The sequence below is a fragment of the Anaerolineales bacterium genome (genome assembly GCA_016928575.1).
Lineage (GTDB): Bacteria > Chloroflexota > Anaerolineae > Anaerolineales > RBG-16-64-43 > JAFGKK01.
In genome coordinates, this window is the sequence record JAFGKK010000102.1 from 1 (window position 1) to 20,162 (window position 20,162).

The 20,162-nt window shown below is 63.7% G+C and carries 23 protein-coding genes; all 23 read left to right on the forward strand.

Features of this window, described 5'->3' with window-relative positions:
- On the forward strand, positions 1 to 460 hold a 460-nt coding region (locus JW929_12650; protein MBN1440249.1), incomplete at its 5' end, for a redoxin domain-containing protein.
- A 199-nt stretch (positions 461 to 659) separates the two neighbouring features.
- Complete coding sequence (locus JW929_12655) at positions 660 to 935, forward strand: hypothetical protein (GenBank protein ID MBN1440250.1); 276 nt, start codon at positions 660 to 662, stop codon at positions 933 to 935.
- Between the two features lie 24 nt (positions 936 to 959).
- Complete coding sequence (locus tag JW929_12660) at positions 960 to 1,316, forward strand: DUF5320 domain-containing protein (GenBank protein ID MBN1440251.1); 357 nt, start codon at positions 960 to 962, stop codon at positions 1,314 to 1,316.
- Between the two features lie 281 nt (positions 1,317 to 1,597).
- On the forward strand, positions 1,598 to 1,957 hold the full coding sequence (locus JW929_12665) for a NifB/NifX family molybdenum-iron cluster-binding protein (protein MBN1440252.1): 360 nt from the start codon (positions 1,598 to 1,600) through the stop codon (positions 1,955 to 1,957).
- Between the two features lie 11 nt (positions 1,958 to 1,968).
- Positions 1,969 to 2,451 (forward strand): tRNA (N6-threonylcarbamoyladenosine(37)-N6)-methyltransferase TrmO, encoded by a 483-nt coding sequence (gene tsaA, locus JW929_12670; GenBank protein ID MBN1440253.1) that lies wholly within the window; start codon positions 1,969 to 1,971, stop codon positions 2,449 to 2,451.
- Positions 2,448 to 3,341: a DUF89 family protein gene (locus JW929_12675; protein MBN1440254.1), complete on the forward strand. Its 894-nt coding sequence runs from the start codon at positions 2,448 to 2,450 to the stop codon at positions 3,339 to 3,341. The genes tsaA and JW929_12675 overlap by 4 nt, the downstream gene beginning before the upstream one ends.
- A gap of 117 nt (positions 3,342 to 3,458) precedes the next feature.
- A complete protein-coding gene (locus JW929_12680) occupies positions 3,459 to 3,761 on the forward strand; it encodes a hypothetical protein (GenBank protein MBN1440255.1) in 303 nt (100 codons plus the stop codon).
- 243 nt (positions 3,762 to 4,004) lie between these two features.
- Positions 4,005 to 4,868 carry an ATP-binding protein gene (locus tag JW929_12685; GenBank protein ID MBN1440256.1) on the forward strand — a complete coding sequence of 288 codons (864 nt, stop codon included), beginning with the start codon at positions 4,005 to 4,007 and terminating at the stop codon, positions 4,866 to 4,868.
- Position 4,869: 1 nt separating this feature from the next.
- On the forward strand, positions 4,870 to 5,421 hold the full coding sequence (locus JW929_12690; protein ID MBN1440257.1) for a flavodoxin family protein: 552 nt from the start codon (positions 4,870 to 4,872) through the stop codon (positions 5,419 to 5,421).
- A gap of 71 nt (positions 5,422 to 5,492) precedes the next feature.
- Entirely contained in the window at positions 5,493 to 6,854 is a 1,362-nt protein-coding gene (locus JW929_12695; protein ID MBN1440258.1) for an FAD-dependent oxidoreductase, read from the forward strand.
- 3 nt (positions 6,855 to 6,857) lie between these two features.
- Positions 6,858 to 7,124, forward strand: a complete 267-nt coding sequence (locus JW929_12700) for a zinc ribbon domain-containing protein (GenBank protein ID MBN1440259.1) — start codon at positions 6,858 to 6,860, stop codon at positions 7,122 to 7,124.
- On the forward strand, positions 7,121 to 8,086 hold the full coding sequence (locus tag JW929_12705) for a radical SAM protein (protein ID MBN1440260.1): 966 nt from the start codon (positions 7,121 to 7,123) through the stop codon (positions 8,084 to 8,086). The genes JW929_12700 and JW929_12705 overlap by 4 nt, the downstream gene beginning before the upstream one ends.
- Before the next feature lie 19 nt (positions 8,087 to 8,105).
- The gene (locus JW929_12710; GenBank protein ID MBN1440261.1) at positions 8,106 to 8,849 is read left to right on the forward strand and encodes a ZIP family metal transporter; all 744 of its coding nucleotides are present in this window, start codon (positions 8,106 to 8,108) and stop codon (positions 8,847 to 8,849) included.
- 1 nt (position 8,850) lies between these two features.
- Positions 8,851 to 9,546, forward strand: coding sequence for a class I SAM-dependent methyltransferase (locus tag JW929_12715; protein ID MBN1440262.1), 696 nt, complete (start codon positions 8,851 to 8,853; stop codon positions 9,544 to 9,546).
- Positions 9,539 to 10,420, forward strand: a complete 882-nt coding sequence (locus JW929_12720; GenBank protein ID MBN1440263.1) for an ATP-binding protein — start codon at positions 9,539 to 9,541, stop codon at positions 10,418 to 10,420. The genes JW929_12715 and JW929_12720 overlap by 8 nt, the downstream gene beginning before the upstream one ends.
- Positions 10,413 to 12,089 (forward strand): P-loop NTPase, encoded by a 1,677-nt coding sequence (locus JW929_12725; protein ID MBN1440264.1) that lies wholly within the window; start codon positions 10,413 to 10,415, stop codon positions 12,087 to 12,089. Before JW929_12720 ends, JW929_12725 begins: the two co-directional genes overlap by 8 nt.
- A 461-nt stretch (positions 12,090 to 12,550) precedes the next feature.
- Entirely contained in the window at positions 12,551 to 13,024 is a 474-nt protein-coding gene (locus JW929_12730; protein MBN1440265.1) for an NUDIX domain-containing protein, read from the forward strand.
- 97 nt (positions 13,025 to 13,121) lie between these two features.
- The gene (locus JW929_12735) at positions 13,122 to 13,643 is read left to right on the forward strand and encodes an isoprenylcysteine carboxylmethyltransferase family protein (protein MBN1440266.1); all 522 of its coding nucleotides are present in this window, start codon (positions 13,122 to 13,124) and stop codon (positions 13,641 to 13,643) included.
- Positions 13,640 to 14,593, forward strand: coding sequence for an MBL fold metallo-hydrolase (locus JW929_12740; protein MBN1440267.1), 954 nt, complete (start codon positions 13,640 to 13,642; stop codon positions 14,591 to 14,593). Before JW929_12735 ends, JW929_12740 begins: the two co-directional genes overlap by 4 nt.
- Positions 14,594 to 14,991: 398 nt before the next feature.
- Complete coding sequence (locus tag JW929_12745; GenBank protein MBN1440268.1) at positions 14,992 to 16,215, forward strand: hypothetical protein; 1,224 nt, start codon at positions 14,992 to 14,994, stop codon at positions 16,213 to 16,215.
- Between the two features lie 20 nt (positions 16,216 to 16,235).
- Positions 16,236 to 17,108 (forward strand): VIT1/CCC1 transporter family protein, encoded by an 873-nt coding sequence (locus JW929_12750; protein MBN1440269.1) that lies wholly within the window; start codon positions 16,236 to 16,238, stop codon positions 17,106 to 17,108.
- On the forward strand, positions 17,105 to 18,592 hold the full coding sequence (locus JW929_12755) for a thioredoxin family protein (protein MBN1440270.1): 1,488 nt from the start codon (positions 17,105 to 17,107) through the stop codon (positions 18,590 to 18,592). Before JW929_12750 ends, JW929_12755 begins: the two co-directional genes overlap by 4 nt.
- A 328-nt stretch (positions 18,593 to 18,920) precedes the next feature.
- On the forward strand, positions 18,921 to 19,610 hold the full coding sequence (locus JW929_12760; GenBank protein ID MBN1440271.1) for an IS630 family transposase: 690 nt from the start codon (positions 18,921 to 18,923) through the stop codon (positions 19,608 to 19,610).
- Positions 19,611 to 20,162: the final 552 nt, after the last annotated feature.

Consider the following 20,162-nt stretch of genomic DNA (forward strand, 5'->3'; position numbering starts at 1 on the left):
CGCCTGGCTGCGGACGATCAAGGAAAAAATCGAATACAAGGGGATGAAGAACGTCGAGGTCAAGTTCCCGCTGATCGAAGACATCACCATGGATGTGGCCAAGAAATACGGGATGATCCAGCCCGGGGAAAGCTCGACCAAAGCCGTGCGGGCGGTCTTTTACGTGGATCCCAAAGGCGTCGTCCGCACGATTCTGTACTACCCGCTCAGCCTGGGGCGCAACTTCGAGGAGCTGTACCGGGTGTTGATCGCCTTGCAGACCGCCGACGCCTTCTCGGTGGCCCTGCCGGCGGACTGGCAGCCGGGCGATGACGTGATCGTCCCGACCGCCGGCTCGTGCGGCGTGGCCAAGGAGCGCATGGAGAGCAAGGACGCGGATCTGCACTGCTACGACTGGTTCTTCTGCACCAAGAAGCTCGCCAAGGAAACCGTGTTGGGCACCGTGCTGAAAAAGAAATGAATGACCGCGCGGCTTGCCCCGGCAGAGAGCATGCCGAGGGCAGGTGCGAGCCCGCCCTCGGCGGGCCGGGCCGGGGGGCCGTTGCGGGGTATTCATCATCCCGCGAGAGCGGGATCGGCGCAACCACTCCTCCCAAGACCCGTTCCCCCATTCCTTGGAAATAGGGGAACGACGGGGGGGTAGAAAAAAGGAGATCGTGATGATGGAACTCAATCGCAACAACTTTACAATGCAAGCTCGGGGCCGCGGAGGCGGCGGAGGTGGGGGCGGCGGCGGCGGTGGGGGCGGCCGCGGGTGGGGGATCGGGGCCGGGCAAGGCGGCGGACGCGGGCGCGGCGGAGGCAGCAAACCGGGCTCCGGCCCGGGCGGCAATTGCGTCTGTCCGCAATGCGGAAAAAAATTCCCGCACATCGTCGGCCAGCGCTGCCTCGACCGTACCTGCCCGGATTGCGGTGCGCGCCTGACGCGCGAGTAAATCCAAAAGAAAGGAGAAACCAACATGCCACGAGGAGACCGCACAGGACCGACGGGGATGGGGCCGATGACCGGGCGCGGGCTCGGGTATTGCTCGGGCTCGGGCGCGCCGGGATACGCCGCGCCGGGACCGGGGCGCGGGATGGGGATGGGCGGCGGACGCGGATTTGGGATGGGCCGCGGACGCGGCTGGCGCAACATGTACTACGCCACCGGATTGCCGGCCTGGGCGCGTTCGGGCCCGTATGCCGCGCCGTATCAAACTCCCGATCCGGAATGGGAAAAACAGGCGCTCAAGAACCAGTCCGACGCTTTGCAGGCCCAACTGGAGCAGATCCGCAAACGGCTCGAAGACCTTGAATCGGACCGATCCGGGAAATGAATTAATCCGACGCCTCTCCGCCGGCCGCGGGCCGTCCTGTTCCGCCGGCGGAGAGGCTTAAGAGGACGCGAAAAAAGCCGGCCGAGCCCCGCTTCGCGGAGCGAGGCCGGGGTGGCCCGCGCTCGATGCGGGCGTATGGAGACCCCGAAGTTTTCCAGTGGTTTCGACCGCCCCGGCTCGGATCAGGCCGGGGGGTTACGCCCCGGAAAATCCCCGGGGTTGCTCGACCACCTTTTTTTCTTTTTTCCGAACCCTGCCCACACCCATCAGGAGGTGCTTTGATGAAGATCGCCTTGACGACATCGGGCAACGATCTTTCCGCGCCGCTCGACAGCCGTTTCGGCCGGGCGCCGAAGTTCATCGTGTTCGACCTCGACGCCGGTTCGTTCGAAGTCGTCGACAACCAGAAAAACCTTAACGCGGCCCAGGGCGCAGGCTACCAATCCGCCGAGGCCGTCGTCCGCACGGGGGCGAAGGCGCTCATCTCCGGGCACTGCGGCCCGAACGCCTTCCGCGCCCTGCAAGCGGCCGGGGTGAAGGTTTACACCGCCGAGACCGGGACGGTCGCCGAGGCGCTTGAGCAGTATAAAGCCGGCAAGCTGGCCGAGGCCGGCTCGGCCGACGTCGGGGGGCACTGGTGACGGATTCGGCAATCCGCTTCCGCCCGATCGGGGTGATCCGGAGCAACCATACCGATCCGGAACAAATCCCCATCCAACCCGCTTTCGCGGCGGGATGCGAGGGGAGGGCGGAAATCCTGCCCGAGTTCGCTGCCGGTCTGGACGGTCTGGACGGGTTTTCGCACATCTACCTGCTCTATCACCTGCACCGGGCCGGGTCGCCGCAATTTCGGGTGAAGCCCTTCCTGGTCAATAAGCAAACGGGCGTGTTCGCCACGCGAGCCCCGTGCCGGCCGAATGCGATCGGGCTCAGCATCGTCGGGCTGCTTCGCCGCGAGGGAAACGTGCTACACCTCGATCGGATCGACGTGCTCGACGGAACGCCGCTCCTGGACATCAAGCCCTACACCGCGCGCTTCGACCGCATCGAGGGGACGCGCAACGGCTGGCAGGACGGTCTGGCGGACGAGGAAGCGGTCCGGGCAAGGGGCCGGCGCCGGTACGAAAAACCATGAAGACGAACCTGGAATGCATCCCCTGCCTCGTGCGTCAGGCGCTCGATGCGGCCCGGCTGACCACGGCGGATGCAGCCGTCCACGAGCGGATCCTGCGCGAGGTCCTGCGCTGGACGTCGGCTATGGACCTGGCCTTGCCGCCGCCCCTGCTCGCCCAGCGCATTCACCGGCGGCTGCGCGAAATCACCGGCCAGGCGGATCCATACCGGGAAGCAAAGGCGCGTCAAAACCAGACGGCGGCCGGCTTGTTGCCCCGCTTTCGCGAGCAAATCGCCGCCGCGGCGGATCCCCTGGGCGCGGCGGTACGCCTGGCGGTGGCGGCCAATTTGATCGACATGGGCGCAAAATCCGGTTGGAACGAGGCCGATGTGCCGGGAGAATTAAAGCGGGCCGCTAGGGCGCGCCTGGCCGGCGACCTGGAAGGCCTGCGGGCGGCCGTCGCGCGCGCCCGCCGGATCCTGTACCTCGCGGACAACGCCGGGGAGATTTTTTTCGACCGGCTTCTGCTCGAACAGCTTCCCCGGGAACGGGTGACGCTGGCGGTCCGCGGCGCGCCGGTGATTAACGACGCCACCCGCGAGGACGCCCGCGCGGCCGGATTGGATACAATGATCGAAGTGATCGACAACGGCTCCGACGCACCCGGCACGCTGCTCGCGGATTGCAGCCCGGAATTCCAACGCCGCTACGCCGGAGCGGACCTGATCCTGTCCAAGGGACAGGGCAACTTCGAGAGTCTGTCCGGCGAGCCGGGGAATATTTTCTTCCTCTTCCGGGTCAAATGCCCGGTGACGGCCGGAATGACAGGCGAACCGGTGGGAACGCACGTCTTGGCCCGTCAAGGCGTGGATGATGTCGTCCGTTCCGAAACCGTTTCCGCCGGATCTTGATCCCGAATCCGCGGCACGGCCGGCCGCCGGTACGGAAAAACCGCCGCCGCGGCGCGATTACGCCGCGGAGCATCACCGGTATAATGCCGGAAAACCACACCGCAAAGGAGATACGCGATGCCCGAATTCGGATCCCCATTTTCCGGGATGGCGCAATCCAGAAAATTGACCAAGGAAGAGCTGGTCCGCGCCATCCGCTTCATGGTGGCGGCGGAATACGAAGCCATCCAACTCTACATGCAGCTGGCCGAGAGCACCGACAACAAGCTGGCGATCGACGTGCTGACCGACATCGCCGACGAAGAGCGGGTCCACGCCGGCGAGTTCCTGCGCTTGCTGCATGAGCTGGCGCCCGACGAGCAGAAGTTCTACGACGAAGGCATGGAAGAAGTCGAGGAAGAGATCAAGAAGATGAAGTAGACGGCCGGGAGGGATTCCGCCTTCTCCCAGCATGCGCCGGGAGAAGGCGGCCGAACTTGTCCCGGAGCGCCTGTCCCGAGCGGGATGCGGGAACGCGCCGGGGAGCCGGATGAGGGGGAGCGGAGTTTCCCTGCCGGAGAATAATCCGCAACCGATTGCGATGGTGCGACCGGTCGAGCCGGGTTCTCCGCCCCGCATCACTGCGGGCGAAGAAAAGCGAATGTAAAAAGACGGAGCCGTCTCATGATTTTAGCCATAGCCTCCGGCAAGGGCGGGACCGGAAAAACAACCTTGGCAGTGAACCTCGCCCGCGCGTACGGGGAGGCAATCCAATTAATGGATTGCGACGTGGAGGAGCCGAACGCGCACCTCTTTCTGCGCGGCGGCGAGCCCTCAGAAGAGGTCGTCACCCTGCCCGTCCCGGAGTTCGACGAAGCGCTGTGCGATTCCTGCGGCGAGTGCGGCCGGTTCTGCGTCTACCACGCAATTCTGGCGTTCCTGAGCAAGCCCGTGCTGATTCCCGAGATGTGCCATTCCTGCGGCGGGTGCACGCTGGTCTGCCCGCGCAAAGCCATCCGCGAAGTCGAACGGCGGATCGGAGCCGTCCAGGAGATGCAGTCGGATAACATCCGTCTGGTCACCGGGAAGCTGGATATCGGGTCGCCATTGTCGCCGCCGCTGATCCGGGCGGTGAAGCGCCGCCTGCGGGAGGGAACGCCCGCGATCGTCGACGCCCCGCCGGGCACCTCCTGCCCGGTGATCGCCGCCGTGCGCGGGGCCGACTTCGTCGTGCTGGTCACGGAACCGACGCCTTTCGGCTTGCATGACCTGACCCTGGCCGTGGAAACCATGCGCATCCTGGGGATTCCGTTCGGCGTAGCGGTCAACCGGATGGGAATCGGCGATGGGCGCGTCCACGACTACTGCGCCCGGGAAGGGATCGAGATCCTGCTCGAGATCCCCGACGACCGGCGGATCGCGGAAGCCTATTCGCGGGGCGAGCTCCTGGTCGACGCGCTGCCGGAATACGGAGATTTGTTCCGCGGGCTGAGCGCGAAATTGTTGGGGGCCGGCAACCTGACACGGCAAGCCGCCTCCGGGGAATGAAATGAACGTACTCTACATCTCGGGAAGCCCGAGAGCGGATAGCAATACGGATTACCTTCTGCGCCGCGTCCTGCTCAGGACCGGCGGCGGCTTCATCAAACTCGCGGATTTCGAGATGGCTCCCTGCCGCGCCTGTTGGTCCTGCCAGGCCACGGGACGGTGCGTGATCGACGACCCGTTCAGCCGGAGTCTGGTGCCATTGATTCTCGAAAGCGACGCGATCGTGATGGGCAGCCCGGTCTTCTTCAACAACATCTCGGCCCAGATGAAAACCTTCATAGACCGCACCTGGCCGCTGCGGGGCAAGTTAAAAAACAAGATCGGCGGAGCCGTGACCGTCGGACGCCGCTACGGCCATGAGAGCGCGCTGACGGCCATAAACGCGTTTTTCCTCAAGCACGAAATGATACCGTCCGGCAGGGGCGTTTGCGGCTGCGCCTACGCGGCGGGAGAAATCAAACAGGACCAGGAAGCGATCCGCGCCGCGGAACAGCTGTCGGAGCGCATCCGTGAACTGGGCGGGATCCTCGCCGGCGGCGGGGACACCGGCTGAAGGGCAAAGCGCGGGATGGAAAAATCCCGGGCAAGGGTCCCCCCCTGCTCGGTCAATCCAATGGAGAAACCATGAGCAAAGCAAGCAACGGCAAGTGGGACGTGGTGGTTGTGGGCGGCAGCGCCGCCGGCTTGACGGCGGCGATCACCGTCCGCAGGCATTACCCCGACAAGAAAGTGCTGATCTTACGCCAGGAAGAAAAAGTTCCCATCCCCTGCGGCATTCCGTACATCTACGGAACCCTGGGCGATCCGGACAAGAACCTGATTCCCGACGCGCTTCTGGAATCGAACAAGATCGATTGGCGGGTGGGCTCCGTGGACAATGTCGACCGGAAGGCGAAAACCGTCTCCCTCGGGAAAGAAACCCTGGAATACGAACGGTTGATTCTGGCGACCGGGTCGGTTCCGACCCGCCCGCCCATCCCCGGGATCGACCTCAAGGGCGTGTTTACGATCGAGAAGGACGTAGAGTACCTGCGCTCGCTGCAGAAGGCCCTGGAAGGGGCCAAGCGGATCGTGATCATCGGCGGAGGCTTCATCGGCATCGAGTTCGCCGACGAGATCAACAAGCTCGGCGGCAAGCAGGTCACGGTGATCGAGATGGAAGCCAACTGCCTGAACCTGGCCTACGATCCCGAGTTCTGCGAAGAAATGGAAAAACTGCTGGCCTCGCGCGGGATCGAGATCCGCACCGCCACCGTCGTCAAGGCGTTGGAGGGCGAGGGCGCCGTCCGCGCCGTGCGCCTGCAGGACGGCAGCGCCGTGGAAACGGACCTGGTGATCCTGGGCATCGGATCGCGGGCGAACGCGGAACTGGCCCGCAAGATCGGGTTGGAAATCGGCGCCGGCGGGGGCATCACAGTCGACCGCAATATGCGCACGTCCGACCCGTCGATCTTCGCCTGCGGCGACTGCACGGACAAAGTCTCCTTCTTCGGCGGGCACGCCTGCATGCTCAAACTGGCTTCGATCGCCGAATTGGAGGCGCGGATCGCCGGAGCGAATCTGTACGGCATCCGCCGCGAGAGCGAAGGAACGGTCGGGGCATGGTGCACCGCGGTCGGCCCGTTGGCCCTGGGGACCGCGGGGTTGACCGAGACCGCCGCCAAGAAGCTGGGATACAAGGTGGTGTGTTCGAGCGTGGAAGGCCCCAACCGACACCCGGGCGGCATGCCGGGCGCGGCGCCCACCAAGCTCAAGCTGGTATTCGAAGCCAACTCCGGCGTCCTCCTCGGCGGCCAGATCCGCGGCGGCGACAGCGTCGGCGAGATGACCAACATCGTCGCCGCCTGCGTCCAAAAGAAGATGACGGTCGAGGACATCGCCACCTTCCAGTTGGGGACCCATCCGGCGCTGACGGCCTCGCCGATCGCCTACCACATCGTCAACGCGGCCGAGATCGCCGATCAACGGCTGCGGAAGGAGAACTGATCCGTGCCCACGTACGAATACGAGTGCCTTGCCTGCGGCCTGCGGTTTGAGCGCCGCCAGGCGATCGCCGAGGAGCCGGTCGCAACCTGTCCCGAGTGCCGGGGAGGCGTCCGGCGCCTGCTCAGCAGCGGCACCGCTGTCGTGGTCAAGGGGGGGGGCTCCGCCTCCCCCCGCGGCGGCGGGAGCGGATGCGCGCTGGAGCAAACCGGCCGGACCTGCTGCGGGCGCGGCGAGCGCTGCGGTGAACCGCCGTGCGGGAGCGAATCGTGACCGAAAGTGAAACCCGATACACCTTCGGGCCCGTGCCCTCGCGTCGCTTGGGAAGAAGCCTCGGGGTGAACAACATCCCCCCCAAGATCTGTTCCTATTCCTGCATCTACTGCCAGGTGGGGCGCACCAAGGAGATGCGGATCGAACGACAAGCCTTTTATGATCCGGATGCGGTCGCCCAAGACGTCCGCGCAAGGGTGAAAAACGCCGCCGGGAAGAACGAGCGGATCGATTACATCACTTTCGTGCCGGACGGGGAGCCCACCCTGGACATCCGCCTGGGCAAGCTCATCGCCTTGCTGAAACCCCTGGGCATCCCGATCGGCGTGATCTCGAACGCTTCGCTGATGGGACGGGAAGACGTGCGGGAAGAACTTGGAAGCGCGGATTGGGTTTCGCTGAAGTTCGATTCCGTGCAGGAGCCGGTCTGGCGGGCGGTTAACCGCCCGCACAACTCCCTTCGGCTGGCTTCGATCCTCGACGGCTCGCTGGCCTTCGCGAAGGCATTTGCAGGGAAGCTGGTCACGGAAACCATGCTGGTCGAGGGAAACCGCGACGACGAGGAAGGCGCGCGGAAACTGGCCGATTTCCTCGGCCGCTTGCGCCCGCACACGGCTTATGTGAGCATCCCCACGCGTCCTCCCGCGGAATCCTGGGTCCGGCCTCCGGGTGAAGACGTCTTAAACCGGACGTATCAGATCCTGCGGGAACAGGTCGCGAACGTGGAATTGCTGATCGGATACGAGGGGGATTCGTTCGCCTCCACCGGAGAGGCGGAGACCGACCTCCTGAATATCACCGCCGTACACCCGATGCGGGAAGAAGCCGTCCGCGATTTTCTCGCCCGGGCCGGAGCCGCGTGGTCGCTGGTGGAAGGATTGAAAGCGCGGGGCGAACTGCTCGAGAGCAGCTACGCGGGGCACACATTCTTCTTAAGAAGCTACGGCGGACATTCTCGCTAGGTTAGGGAATACCCACCCGATGTTGATTTGGATACTTGGATTCACCCTGCTCGGTTCGATCATCTCGGTCCTGCTGGCCGCGTCGCTGCTGCTGATCAAGGGCAAACGGCTGGCCGCGTTCTCCGCGGTACTGATCCCCTACGCCATCGGGACGCTGCTCGGGGCGGCTTTCTTCGGGATGATCCCGCACGCGCTGGAAGAGGCGGAACCCGACGTGATCCTCCCCGGCGTGCTGGCCGGGCTGCTGCTCTTCTACCTGATCGAGAAGCTGGCGGTGTGGCGGCACTGCCACAACCGGCCGTGCGACACGCACAGCCAGGCCGGCACGCTGATCCTGCTCGGCGATTCCCTGCACAACTTCGTCGACGGGGTGGCGATCGCCGCGGCGTTTGCGGCCGCGATTCCGCTCGGGATCGCCACCGCGGTGGCCGCCGCCGCCCATGAAGTGCCTCAGGAAGTCGGCGATTTCGCGATTCTGCTGGAAAGCGGGTTCACCCGTTCCCGCGCCCTGCTCTTCAACGTGCTTTCCGGCGCGGCGGCGCTGGCGGGAGCCCTGCTGACTTATTTCCTGCTTCCGCTCGTCGAATCTTGGACTCCGTACCTGCTCGCGATCTCCGCCGCCAGCTTCATCTATATCGCGCTGGCGGACCTGATCCCCGGGCGCCGGACCGACGGCGGCCTGCGCGCGTTGCTGTGGGAACTGCCGCTGATTCTCCTGGGAATCGCGACGATCGCGGCGTTTCATCTGAGCCATGGGCATTGAGATGGATAGCCGACGGATCGACCGGCCGCCCCACGGCGGCGAGCGGGACGCGAACGGATCGGAAGAGGGAATGGCGCGGTATCTGGAATCCTGCCGGAAGGATTTTTGGCGGCGGGTCTTTCAATTGGAATTGGAGTACCTGGTCTCCCACCTGGGCGGATGCCGCACGGTGTTGAGCGTGGGCTGCGGACCGGCTGTGATCGAAGGCGGGCTGGCCGAGCGCGGCTTTCGCGTCACGGGTGTCGACGTCTCGCGCACGGCGCTGGGGTGCGCTCCGGATACCGTGCGGACCATCGTGGCCGACGCCGAGACGATGGCGTTGCCGGAAGAATCCTTCGACGCGGCGCTCTTCGTGGCGTCGCTGCAATTCATCGGGGATTACCGGAAGGCGCTGGACCGCGCGGCCGCGGCGCTGAATCCGGCCGGCCGGATCATCGCCATGCTGCTCAATCCCGATTCGGCGTACTTCAAACAAAAATCCCGATCATCTGATTCTTATGTCTCGAAGATCCGGCACACGGACCTGAAGGCCATCGCACGCGCGGCGGAGGAGCACTTCGCCGTCCGCGCGGAATACTTCATGAGCCTGCAGGGAGGCGACCTTACCGCGAGCCCTGCCGGGGCGGAATCGATTTTGTACGTTGTTTTCGGAGAAAAACGGCCGTCGCGAGGCCGGCGGGAGGACACGCATGCATGAGTTGGTGGTGATCAGCGGCAAAGGCGGCACCGGAAAGACCAGCCTGACGGCCTCGTTGGCGCTGCTGGCCGGGCGCTCGGTTGTCGCCGACTGCGACGTGGACGCGGCGGACCTGCACCTGATTCTCTCGCCGCGGATCCGCACGCGCAACGAATTCATTTCCGGCAACGAAGCCGTCATCCGCGAAGAGGATTGCATCGGTTGCGGGGAATGCATGTCCCTGTGCCGGTTCGACGCGATCCGCGCCAAGGACGGCCCCGACGGCAGGACGGTGTATTCCATCGATCCGGCCGGCTGCGAGGGATGCGGCGTGTGCGTCCGCTTCTGCCCGCAAGGGGCGATCGACTTCCCGGAGCGGAATTGCGGCGAGTGGATGATCTCCGACACCCGCGCCGGCCCGATGGTGCACGCGCGGTTGAACATCGCGGCCGAAAACTCCGGCAAGCTGGTTTCGACGGTGCGCCGCGAAGCCCGCCGCATCGCGGAGGAAGAGGAACTGCCGTTGATCCTGGTCGACGGGCCGCCGGGGATCGGCTGTCCGGTGATCGCCTCGCTGACCGGCGCCTCGCAGGTGCTGGTCGTGACCGAACCGACCGTCTCGGGCGAACACGACCTGAACCGGGTGTTGTCCCTGGCGCGGCACTTCAAGATCCCGGCCGCGGTATGCGTCAACAAATGGGACGTGAACCCCGGGGCGACGGAACGGATCGAACGGGAGGCGGAAAAGGCGGGGGCGCGGATCGTCGGCCGCATCCGCTACGACCCGTCGGTCACCGCCGCCCAGATGCAGGAAAAGGCGGTGGTGGAGACGGAGTCGCCCTGCGCCGGAGATATCCGCGGCGTATGGGACCGACTGGGGCTGTTGGGTGCGTAACCGACACACGGATTGCCACGAACCGGAAGGTTTTTCTCCGACGGCGCGGGATCACGCACAACGCCCCCGCCATCAAGAAGCGCTCGAGACATACCACGCGCGGGCGCGCGTCACCGGCCCCTGCGGCGACACGATGGAGTTTCGCTTGAAGGCAAAAGACGATGCCGTCGCGGACATCTCCTTTTCCACCGACGGTTGCGGCGCATCCAAGGCCTGCGGCAGCATGGCGGCGTGCCTGGCCGACGGACGAAGTGTGGCGGACGCGGCGCGGATCTCCCCGCGCGAGATTCTTGCCGCGCTCGGCGGGGTGCCTCCGGAATCCGAGCATTGCGCGCTACTGGCTGTAACCACCCTGAAGGCCGCTTGCGAAGAATACCTATCCCGCCCGGCGGTGCCGCGGGAATCGAACGGGCAAGCCGGAACAAACGCCCGCACCGATCCGCACAGCGGAGGCGCGGCGCAGCTGGACGGGGAAAGCGACAAGCATTTCGCGGACCGGCGCGCCCTGCATGCCCGGCTTTCCGGTATCCGCCATAAAGTCATCGTCCTCTCGGGCAAAGGGGGCGTCGGGAAAAGCACGCTGGCCGTCAACATCGCCGTGGCGCTGGTCCGGGCCGGGAAACGCGTCGGGTTGTTGGACGCGGACCTGCACGGCCCCAGCGTCCCCACGATGCTCGGCATCGAGGGGGAAACGATCCGCGGCGGCTCGAACGGGATGATCCCGGTGGAAAGAGGCGGATTGAAGGTCATGTCGATCGGGTTCCTTCTGGAGAATCCGGACGATGCCGTGATCTGGCGCGGTCCGGCGAAGATGGGGGCGATCCGGCAATTCCTGTCCGAGGTGGCCTGGGGCGAGTTGGACTACCTGGTGATCGATTCCCCGCCGGGAACGGGCGACGAACCGCTGTCCGTCGTTCAATTGCTCGGCGCGCTGGACGGGGCGGTGATCGTCACCACCCCGCAGAAGGTCGCCGCGGTGGACGTGCGCAAATCCATCACCTTTTGCCGCAAGCTCGGCATTCCGGTGATCGGCGTGGTGGAGAACATGAGCGGTTTTATCTGCCCGAAATGCGGGGAGGTCACCCAGATTCTGCGATCCGGCGGAGGCCGCCGGATTGCGGAGGATATGGCGGTGTCGTTCCTGGGATCCATCCCGATCGATCCCGCCATCGCCGAAGCCTCCGATAACGGGCGGGCGTTTTTCGATCAACCCTGCGGTTCGCCGGCGGCCAAGATCCTGCAGGAGGTCATCCGGCCGGTCTTGGCATTGGCGAAAGCTGCGGGAGCCCGGGAAAGGGCAGATATCACAACATCCAAGGAGAAACCACCCATGCGGATCGCGATACCTTTGGCGGACGGAAAACTTGCTCTGCATTTCGGCCATTGCGAATCCTTCGCGCTGATCGACGCCGATGTCGAACACAAAAAGATCCTCGCGCGGGAGGACGTGGGCGCGCCGCCGCACGAGCCGGGCCTCCTGCCGAGTTGGTTGGCGGAGCGCGGGGCGCAGGTGATCATCGCCGGCGGAATGGGAAGCCGCGCGCAAAACCTATTCCGCCAACAAGGCATCCGGGTCGTCATCGGCGCCCCGGCCGGCACGGCGGAAACCGTGGCGCAGGATTTTCTCAACGGGTCGCTGCAAACGGGCGATAATATCTGCGATCACTGACGCGGGCTTCGGCGGAGCCCCGGGCAGCCATGAGCGATGCGGGTTCTGCGGAAAGAAGAACCTTTTTTGAAGCGTCTTCCCGGGCCGCTTCGGATACCGGCGGACTGGCCTGCTTCCGCCACGAAACGGGATTCCCGGGGAGCTCCGGGATCACGCACGGCGGAGCCGTCGCGGGAATCCCGGATGCGGCGAGATGATCCGCCGCCCCTTCCACGCCGGCGTGACGGCCGCCCGCCGATGTTCACATCCGCTTCGGGACCCAGTCCCGTGCGGATCGAAGTTGGACGTTCGAGCGAGGATCCTTTCCTCCATTCCCCCCACCGCCTGCGCGCGGAAATTCCCGCCGGACAGGATCGGTCGGCGTGGGCGGAGGCGAAGGTCCCGGAGCACGGCGGTCCGGCAAGCGGATCGGAGCTTGGCTGCGCGCCGGCCGCCCTTTCAAAGTGAGGTGACGAATGCCAATGAGTGAATATACCCGCCGCCTGCGGGAATGCATCGGGAACGATCTGCTGATCAGCCAGGCCGCCGCGGCCTGCATCCGCGACTCGCAGGGGCGCATCCTTCTCCTGCGCCGCAGCGACGGGGAGAACCTGTGGGGGTTCCCCGGGGGCGTGATCGAACCGGACGAACGGGCGGACGAGGCGGTCGTCCGCGAAACATTCGAGGAGACCGGATTGAAGGTTGAGCCGGTATCGCTGATCGGCGTATACTCCGGTCCGGAGTACCGGTTCACCTACCCCAACGGCGACCTCGCCCAGCCGCTGGTGGTCTTCTTCGAATGCCGGGTCGTGGGCGGAGAGTTGCGTCCGGATCTGGACGAAAGCATGGAGACGCGATACTTCGGCCCGGAGGACGTCATGCCGCCGATGCGGGCATGCTGCGTCGCAAAGGCCAGGGATGCTTTTGCCCACGACGGACCCGCCTTTTCCCATTGAGAAGAGGAAGACATTGCAGCGGTGAGCCCAGAGAGGAAGCATCCGGAAAGAAGCCGTCCGCCCGCCGCGCCGGACATGGTCCGCAATGGATAAGAGTATGAAAAACGTCACCCGGTTCTTTCTGGCCCATATCGTCTGGCCGATCTTCCTCGCGCAATACATTCTCGCCTTTTTCGTCTACAAACTCCCCGGATGGCCTCCGTTGCAGGCCGTCGGCTGGGCCATCTGGGCGGTCTCGCTTATCTTCGGGGTCGCGCCGATCTTCATCCTCGGCCGGCGGGGCGGAGTTGCCAAGGGGAAAAGCTACGTCGAGACGACGCGCCTGGTGGACACCAGCCTATACGCTGTCGTCCGGCATCCGCAATACCTCGCGGGGATCCTCTTCAACGTCGCCATGATGCTGATGGCGCAGCACGGGCTGGTCATCTTGCTGGGCTTGGCTTCCGCGGCCCTGTTATACTCTGATATCCAAGACGCGGACCGGAGCGGGATCGCGCAATTCGGCGACGCGTACCGCGAGTACATGCGCCGCGTTCCGCAGGTCAACATCCCGCTCGGCCTGTACCGGCTGTGGCGCGCCCGGCGTAAGCCGCCGTCCGGAGCGGAGGAGGAATCATGAGCATCGTGCGGCGGATGGCGATCACCGGGTGCCTTTTGCTGGCAGCCGGATGCGCCGCGGCGGGCGGGGCGGAGATGCCTGCCACGGAGATATCGGCCGCGGCGAGCGTCTCGTCCAGCCCGTTCCTTCCGCAACCGGATTCTTCCGCAACGGTTACCCACACCTCCCCGGCGCAGACCGAAGAAACCGCGCCCACCACCGCCATGACGGAGACGCCGATGAATACCCAAACGCCGGACCCGCTGATCATCACCATCGTCTACAACAACATTCCCCATGACGCACGCCTGAAAACCGATTGGGGGTTCGCCGCGCTGGTGGCGCGCGGGAAAAACGTCCTCCTATTCGATACCGGAGGCAACGGCTCGATCCTGCTGGGCAACATGAAAATCTTGGGGATCGATCCCTTGTCGGTGCGGGACGTGGTCATCTCCCACAACCACAGCGACCATACCGGCGGATTGACAGCGTTCTTGGTCGTGTCCGCGCGTCCGCCGGTGTTTCTGCTTCCGGAATTCGGCGCCGCGTTCATTCAATCCGTCAAGCAATATGCGGAAGTGGTCGAAGCCTCTCCCGGCATGGAGTGCGCCCCGGGCATCCTCACCACCGGAAACGTCGGCGGGAGCATCCCCGAGCAGTCGCTCGTTATCCGCACCGGAAAGGGGCTGGTGATCGTCACCGGCTGCTCCCATCCGGGGATCGTGCGGATCGTGGAGCGGGCGGTCGAGCTGGCCGGCGGGCCGGTGCATCTGGTGATGGGCGGATTTCATCTGCTCGATATGAGCGACGCGCAGATCGCCGCCATCCTGGCGGATTTCCGGCGGCTGGGCGTGCAGAAGGTGGCGCCCTCGCACTGCACCGGCGAACGGGCGATCGCCATGTTCGCGGAGGAATACGGAGAGGATTTCCTTGCCACCGGAGCGGGAAGCATCCTCCGGCTGGAGGGCTGACGGGCATCCGGAAGGCACCCCAACGGGCGGACCGTAAAGTAGGGCAAACGAGACAATGGACAAATCCCCCGAAGGAAATGAATCGAAGGCATTCGCCGCACGCGGCGGAACGAACTTTCCTCTGAGCGGCTGGACCGCCGCCATCGCGCTGCTCGGAGCGGGAGCCCTGCCCCGAATGCGGGGTGCCCCTCGCCTGGCATCTTTGGCCTTTAGCGGTATTCCTCCTGACGGGAAAGCGGGGCGTCCGTCGCGCGAGGAAAAGAACAAACTGGACTGCCCCCGACTCCGGAGAACTTCGGAAGTCCTGAAGGGAGCGGTCTGCCTGCAGACGGCCATTCTCCGACCCACCCCCATTCTCCCGTAGGGTACAATCACTTCTTCTTGCCCAGGCATCGTCCATGATCCGTCGGATCTTTGTACTTCTCGCGCTGTCCCCCATCCTGCTCTCCGCCGCCCCGACCGGCTTGCCGATGCGGTTTCACGCCGGCGCGCCGGAAGCGGAAAACCTACAGCAAGCCGGTCCGGATCGTCCGGAGATTCCGGCCCGGCCGGGATGGCTGAAATCTGCGGACGCGGCTCCGGAATCGGATCCGGTTCCAACCCTTACCGCAACCGCGCCGACCGCCACATTCGCGCCCGTCCCTTCGCCGCAAGAAAAAAGCCGAGTCCTTCCGGTGGCGCGCATCCTGCTTTTTTTCTCGACGACCTGCGGCCACTGCCGCCTGGTGGAGACGGAGGTGGTTTCCCCGCTCCAGGAGCGGTTCGCGGATCAGTTGGAAATCCTCCGGATCGATACCCGGCTGGAAACGGGATACGGCTTGTATCAATCGGCGCTCGCGTATTTCGGGTTGCCGCGCGCCGGCGTGCCGTTTCTGGTCATCGGCCGGCAATACCTGCTCGGCTCGGTCGAGATCAAAGAGCTGTTGGAGCCGCTGATCGAACAGGCGCTGGCGCAAGGGGGAGCGGATTGGCCGGACATTCCGGGGATTCGGGAGTATCTGGCCGAGCGGCAGGGAGAAGCACCGGCCGCGGCCGGCGAATGGGGGTGGTTTTGGAACAACCTGCGCCGCGATCCGGCCGGAAACGCCGTATCGGTGGCGGTCCTGGCCGGGATGTTGGCCTCATTGGCGGCGGCCGCGGTCCGGATCCGCAGTCTGCTGGCCGGTTTCCCGCCCGCCGGGCGCGGCGTTCTCACCCCGGCGTTGTGCGTCGTCGGTTTGTTCGTGGCCGGTTACCTGGCGTACGTGGAAGTCTTCAGGGTGGAAGCCGTCTGCGGCCCGGTCGGGGATTGCAACACGGTCCAGACCAGTTCGTACGCCCGGTTGTTCGGGATCCTCCCGATCGGCGTGTTGGGCGTGTTCGGGTATGGCGCGATCCTGGCGTCCTGGATCGTATCGCAAACCGCGTCCGGACGGCTGGCGGATCTGGCCGCGGCCGCCGGATTTGCCATGTCCTTGTTCGGCAATCTGTTTTCCATATACCTCACTTTCTTGGAACCGTTCGTCATCGGGGCGTCGTGCCTGTGGTGCCTGACGTCGGCGGTTCTGATGACGGCGCTTTTCTGGGCGAGCCTGAGGCCCGGCCTGGCCGCAATTCACGCCCTGGCCCCGGATATGGGTTAAAATATCGGAAGGAAAATCCTATGGAACTCACACCCTCCGTTCGCCAGAGAATTCTGGGCTTTCAACGCAACGAAATCACCGAATACCACATCTACCGCGCCATCGCCCGCACGATCCGCAACCCGAAGAACCGCCGGATCCTCGAGGAGATCGCGGAAGATGAGCGCCGCCACGCCGAGGATTGGAAACGCCGCACCGGCGCGGAATCCGTCCCGGACCGCTGGGCGGTCGCGAAGTATAAGCTGTTCAGCCGGCTGCTCGGATTCACGTTCGCGATCAAACTGATGGAGCGCGGCGAGGAGCAGGCGCAGAAGAATTACGAGGAGCTGCGGCCGTTCGTCCCGGAGATCGACGCCTGGATCCGCGACGAGGACAACCACGAGCACAGGCTTTTGGAGATGCTCGACGAAGAGCGCCTGCACTACGTCGGCTCGGTGGTCCTGGGGCTGAACGACGCGCTGGTGGAGCTGACCGGCGCGCTGGCCGGGTACACGCTGGCGCTGCAGAACACGAAGCTCATCGCCCTCACCGGCCTGATTACCGGGATTGCGGCGGCGCTCTCGATGGCCGCCTCGGAGTACCTCTCGACCCGCGCGGAAAAGAGCGCCAAGCACCCGGTCCGCGCGGCGGTCTACACCGGAATCGCCTACATCCTCACCGTCGCGGTCCTGATCACTCCCTACCTTTTGATCGACAACTACATCCTGGACCTTGTCATTGCTCTGTGCAGTGCGGTGCTGATCATCGCCGCTTTCAACTACTACATTTCGGTGGCCAAGGGGGAGCCCTTCCGCACCCGCTTCTTCGAGATGGCCGGCCTCAGCCTGGGCGTAGCCGCCTTTTCCTTCCTGCTCGGATACCTCATCCGCGAATTCCTAGGGATCGACGTATGAAATTTTTTCTCGACTCACTGTTGCACAACCGCCGCACGGCGGGCTGGGCAAGAGCCGCCCGCGCCGTATCCATCTCAGGCGCCGTCCTCGGCCTGCTGCTGACAGTCCGCGGAACGGCCGCCGCCGCCCCCGTCCCGATTCCTCCCGCGGAGGCCGCCAGGGTCCAATCCAACGATCCGGTCTACATCTACCTGTTCTGGGGCGAAGGCTGTCCGCACTGCGCGCAAGCCAAACCGTTTTTGGAATCGCTGGCTCAAAGAGACAGCCGGATCGTCCTGCGCTCGTACGAGGTGTACTACAATCCCGCCAACCACGAGATCTTCGCGGCGGTGTGCCGCAACGGAGGCATCGAGGCGCGCTACGTCCCGACCATCCTCGTCGGAATCCGCTACTGGGAGGGCTTCAGCGAACAGATCGCCTATGAAATCCAGAACGCGGTATCCGTCTGCCTGCAAAACGGCTGTCCGGACGCCGGGGCGGGCGTCGTTGCGCCGCTGCCAACCGCGGTGCCGACGGCGGCGCCCGAACCCGGCGGCCAGTCTTCCGATCCGAACGGAAATCCCGGCACGGATACCTCCACCAACACGATCACCCTGCCGCTCATCGGCACGATCGAACTCACCGGAAAATCGCTGGCCCTCACCACGGCGCTGATTGCGTTTGTGGACAGCTTCAATCCCTGCTCGCTTTGGGTATTGACCATGCTGCTTACGCTGACCCTGCACACCGGGTCGCGCCGTAAAGTGCTTGTCATCGGCGTGGTATTCCTCACCATCACCGCCGTCATTTACGGGCTCTTCATCGCCGGATTATTCACGGTATTCACCATCGTCAGTTTCACGGGGTGGATCCAGGTGATCGTATCGCTTGTGGCGCTGGTGTTCGGCCTGGTCAACCTCAAGGATTATTTCTGGTACAAGGAAGGCGTGTCGTTTACGATCTCCGATTCCAAAAAGCCGGGCATCTTCGAGCGTATGCGCAACCTGATGGATCCCAATCTGTCGTTCGGGAGCCTGCTGGGCGGGACGGTGGTGCTGGCGGCGGGAACCTCGCTGGTGGAATTTTCCTGCACGGCGGGTTTTCCGGTGATTTGGACCAACATGCTGGTCTCCCAAAACGCCGGAACCCTGACCTTTATCCTGCTCCTATTATTGTATCTCGTGGTCTATCAAGTCGAAGCGTATTTTATTTTTGCGGGGGCTGTGCTTTCGCTGCAATCCAGCCGGATTGAGGAAAAGCACGGCCGGCTCTTGAAACTCGTAGGGGGCATGCTGATGCTGACGCTGGCGGCGGTGATGCTGATTCGGCCGAGCCTGATGAACGACCTGGGTAGTTCGCTTCTGATCTTCGGCATCGCGCTGGCCGCGGTCCTGCTGGTGCTGGTGCTCCATCGGACGATCCTGCCGCGGATGGGAATCCGGATCGGGAGCGAATTTTCGGGGAAGCGCGGACGGCACAGCCGGCGGAAAGCGAGCCGCCGCTAAGAGGCCGACTTCGCAGGCAGCCGGTCGGCCACCGAGAAGCGCCGTCTTCTACAAAAAAACAGCGTCCGGTTTTTCTCCCGGACGCTGTTTTTTATCATGCAGATGGTTACCGCGCGCCGAGCCGCGGGGGCATCGAGCGCCCGGCGATATCGGCCATCAAGCGTTCACCGGGAGTGGGTTTAGCGGGAATCCAGGGTTCCATGGCTGGATGCCCGCTATGAACATCCCCGCTCCACGAGGGCGGGCACGGGCATGACGATCCGGAGACAACCTATTGGTTTACGCATAATATATTGACTTTTCCTGCTGTTTTTGCTATATTGGGAACATGCGAAAAACAAAAGGCCAGCCACGCGACTTTCAGGAAATGGAACGTGTCCGAATCCGCGCCATTCGGTTACTGCAGAAAGGGATGCGTCAGAGCGAAGTGGCCCGCAAGCTCGGCGTAACCAAGCAAGCTGTCTTTCGTTGGAAGAGCATATGGGAAAACGGCGGGCTGAACGCATTGCGGTTCCCGGGACGCGCCGGACGTAAACCGGAATTGGAACCGGAGCAGTTGATCGAGTTGGAGAGGGAATTACTCAAAGGACCGAAAGCCCACGGATACATAACGGAATTGTGGACCGGCCGCCGGGTTAGGGGATTGATCAAGAAATTATTCGGGGTGGAATATCATCCCAACCATATGTGGAGACTAATGCGCTCCATGGGTTGGAGCTGCCAACGACCGACGGGGAGAGCCCGGGAACGGGATGAAGCCGCGACCCGACGCTGGCGAAAGAACGTTTGGACAAGGATAAAAAAACGCCCGGAAATACAGGGCAACGATCGTGTTCTTGGACGAATTCGGGATGAGCCTGCGTCCCTTCTCCATGCGAACTTGGGCGCCGAAAGGGCATACCCCTGTGCTTCAATATTCCTTCAATTGGAAGACCTTATCGATGGTCGGAGGAATAACGTTGCACAAGGTCTATTTCCGGCTTTTCGACGGGAGCGTAAAGTCGGAACAGGTGATTGAATTCCTCCGCGATTTATTCCGTCATCTTCGGGGAAGGGTCATTCTGGTATGGGATCGTTTGCCGGCGAATCGGAGCGGGAAAGTCCGTGAATTTCTATGGAAGTATCCTCGGGTGAGGATGGAGTATCTTCCCGCCTACGCGCCGGAGTTGAATCCGATGGAATACGTTTGGTGCCAATTAAAGACGCACGAACTTCCCAACGTCTGTGTTGAAAAGCTTGATGAATTATCTTGTTTAACTCGGCGAGCTCTGCGAAAAATACGAGGCCGGCCAACCATGATTGCTAGCTGCTGGAAACAGTCAACGCTTCCTCTTTAGGCGTCTATGGATGATGTGTTATTCAGTAAGACACGAAGACACAAAGGAGTTCTGAATTCTTTTTCTACTCTCTTCGTGTCTTTGTGTCTTTGTGGTTAAGTGCCAATTACCATTTTTTTTGAACACGAAGACACAAAGGAGCTCTAAGTTCTTTGTCTACTCTCCTCGTGTCTTTGTGCCTTTGTGGTTAAGTGCCAATTACCATTATTTTTTGACCACGAAGACACGAAGAC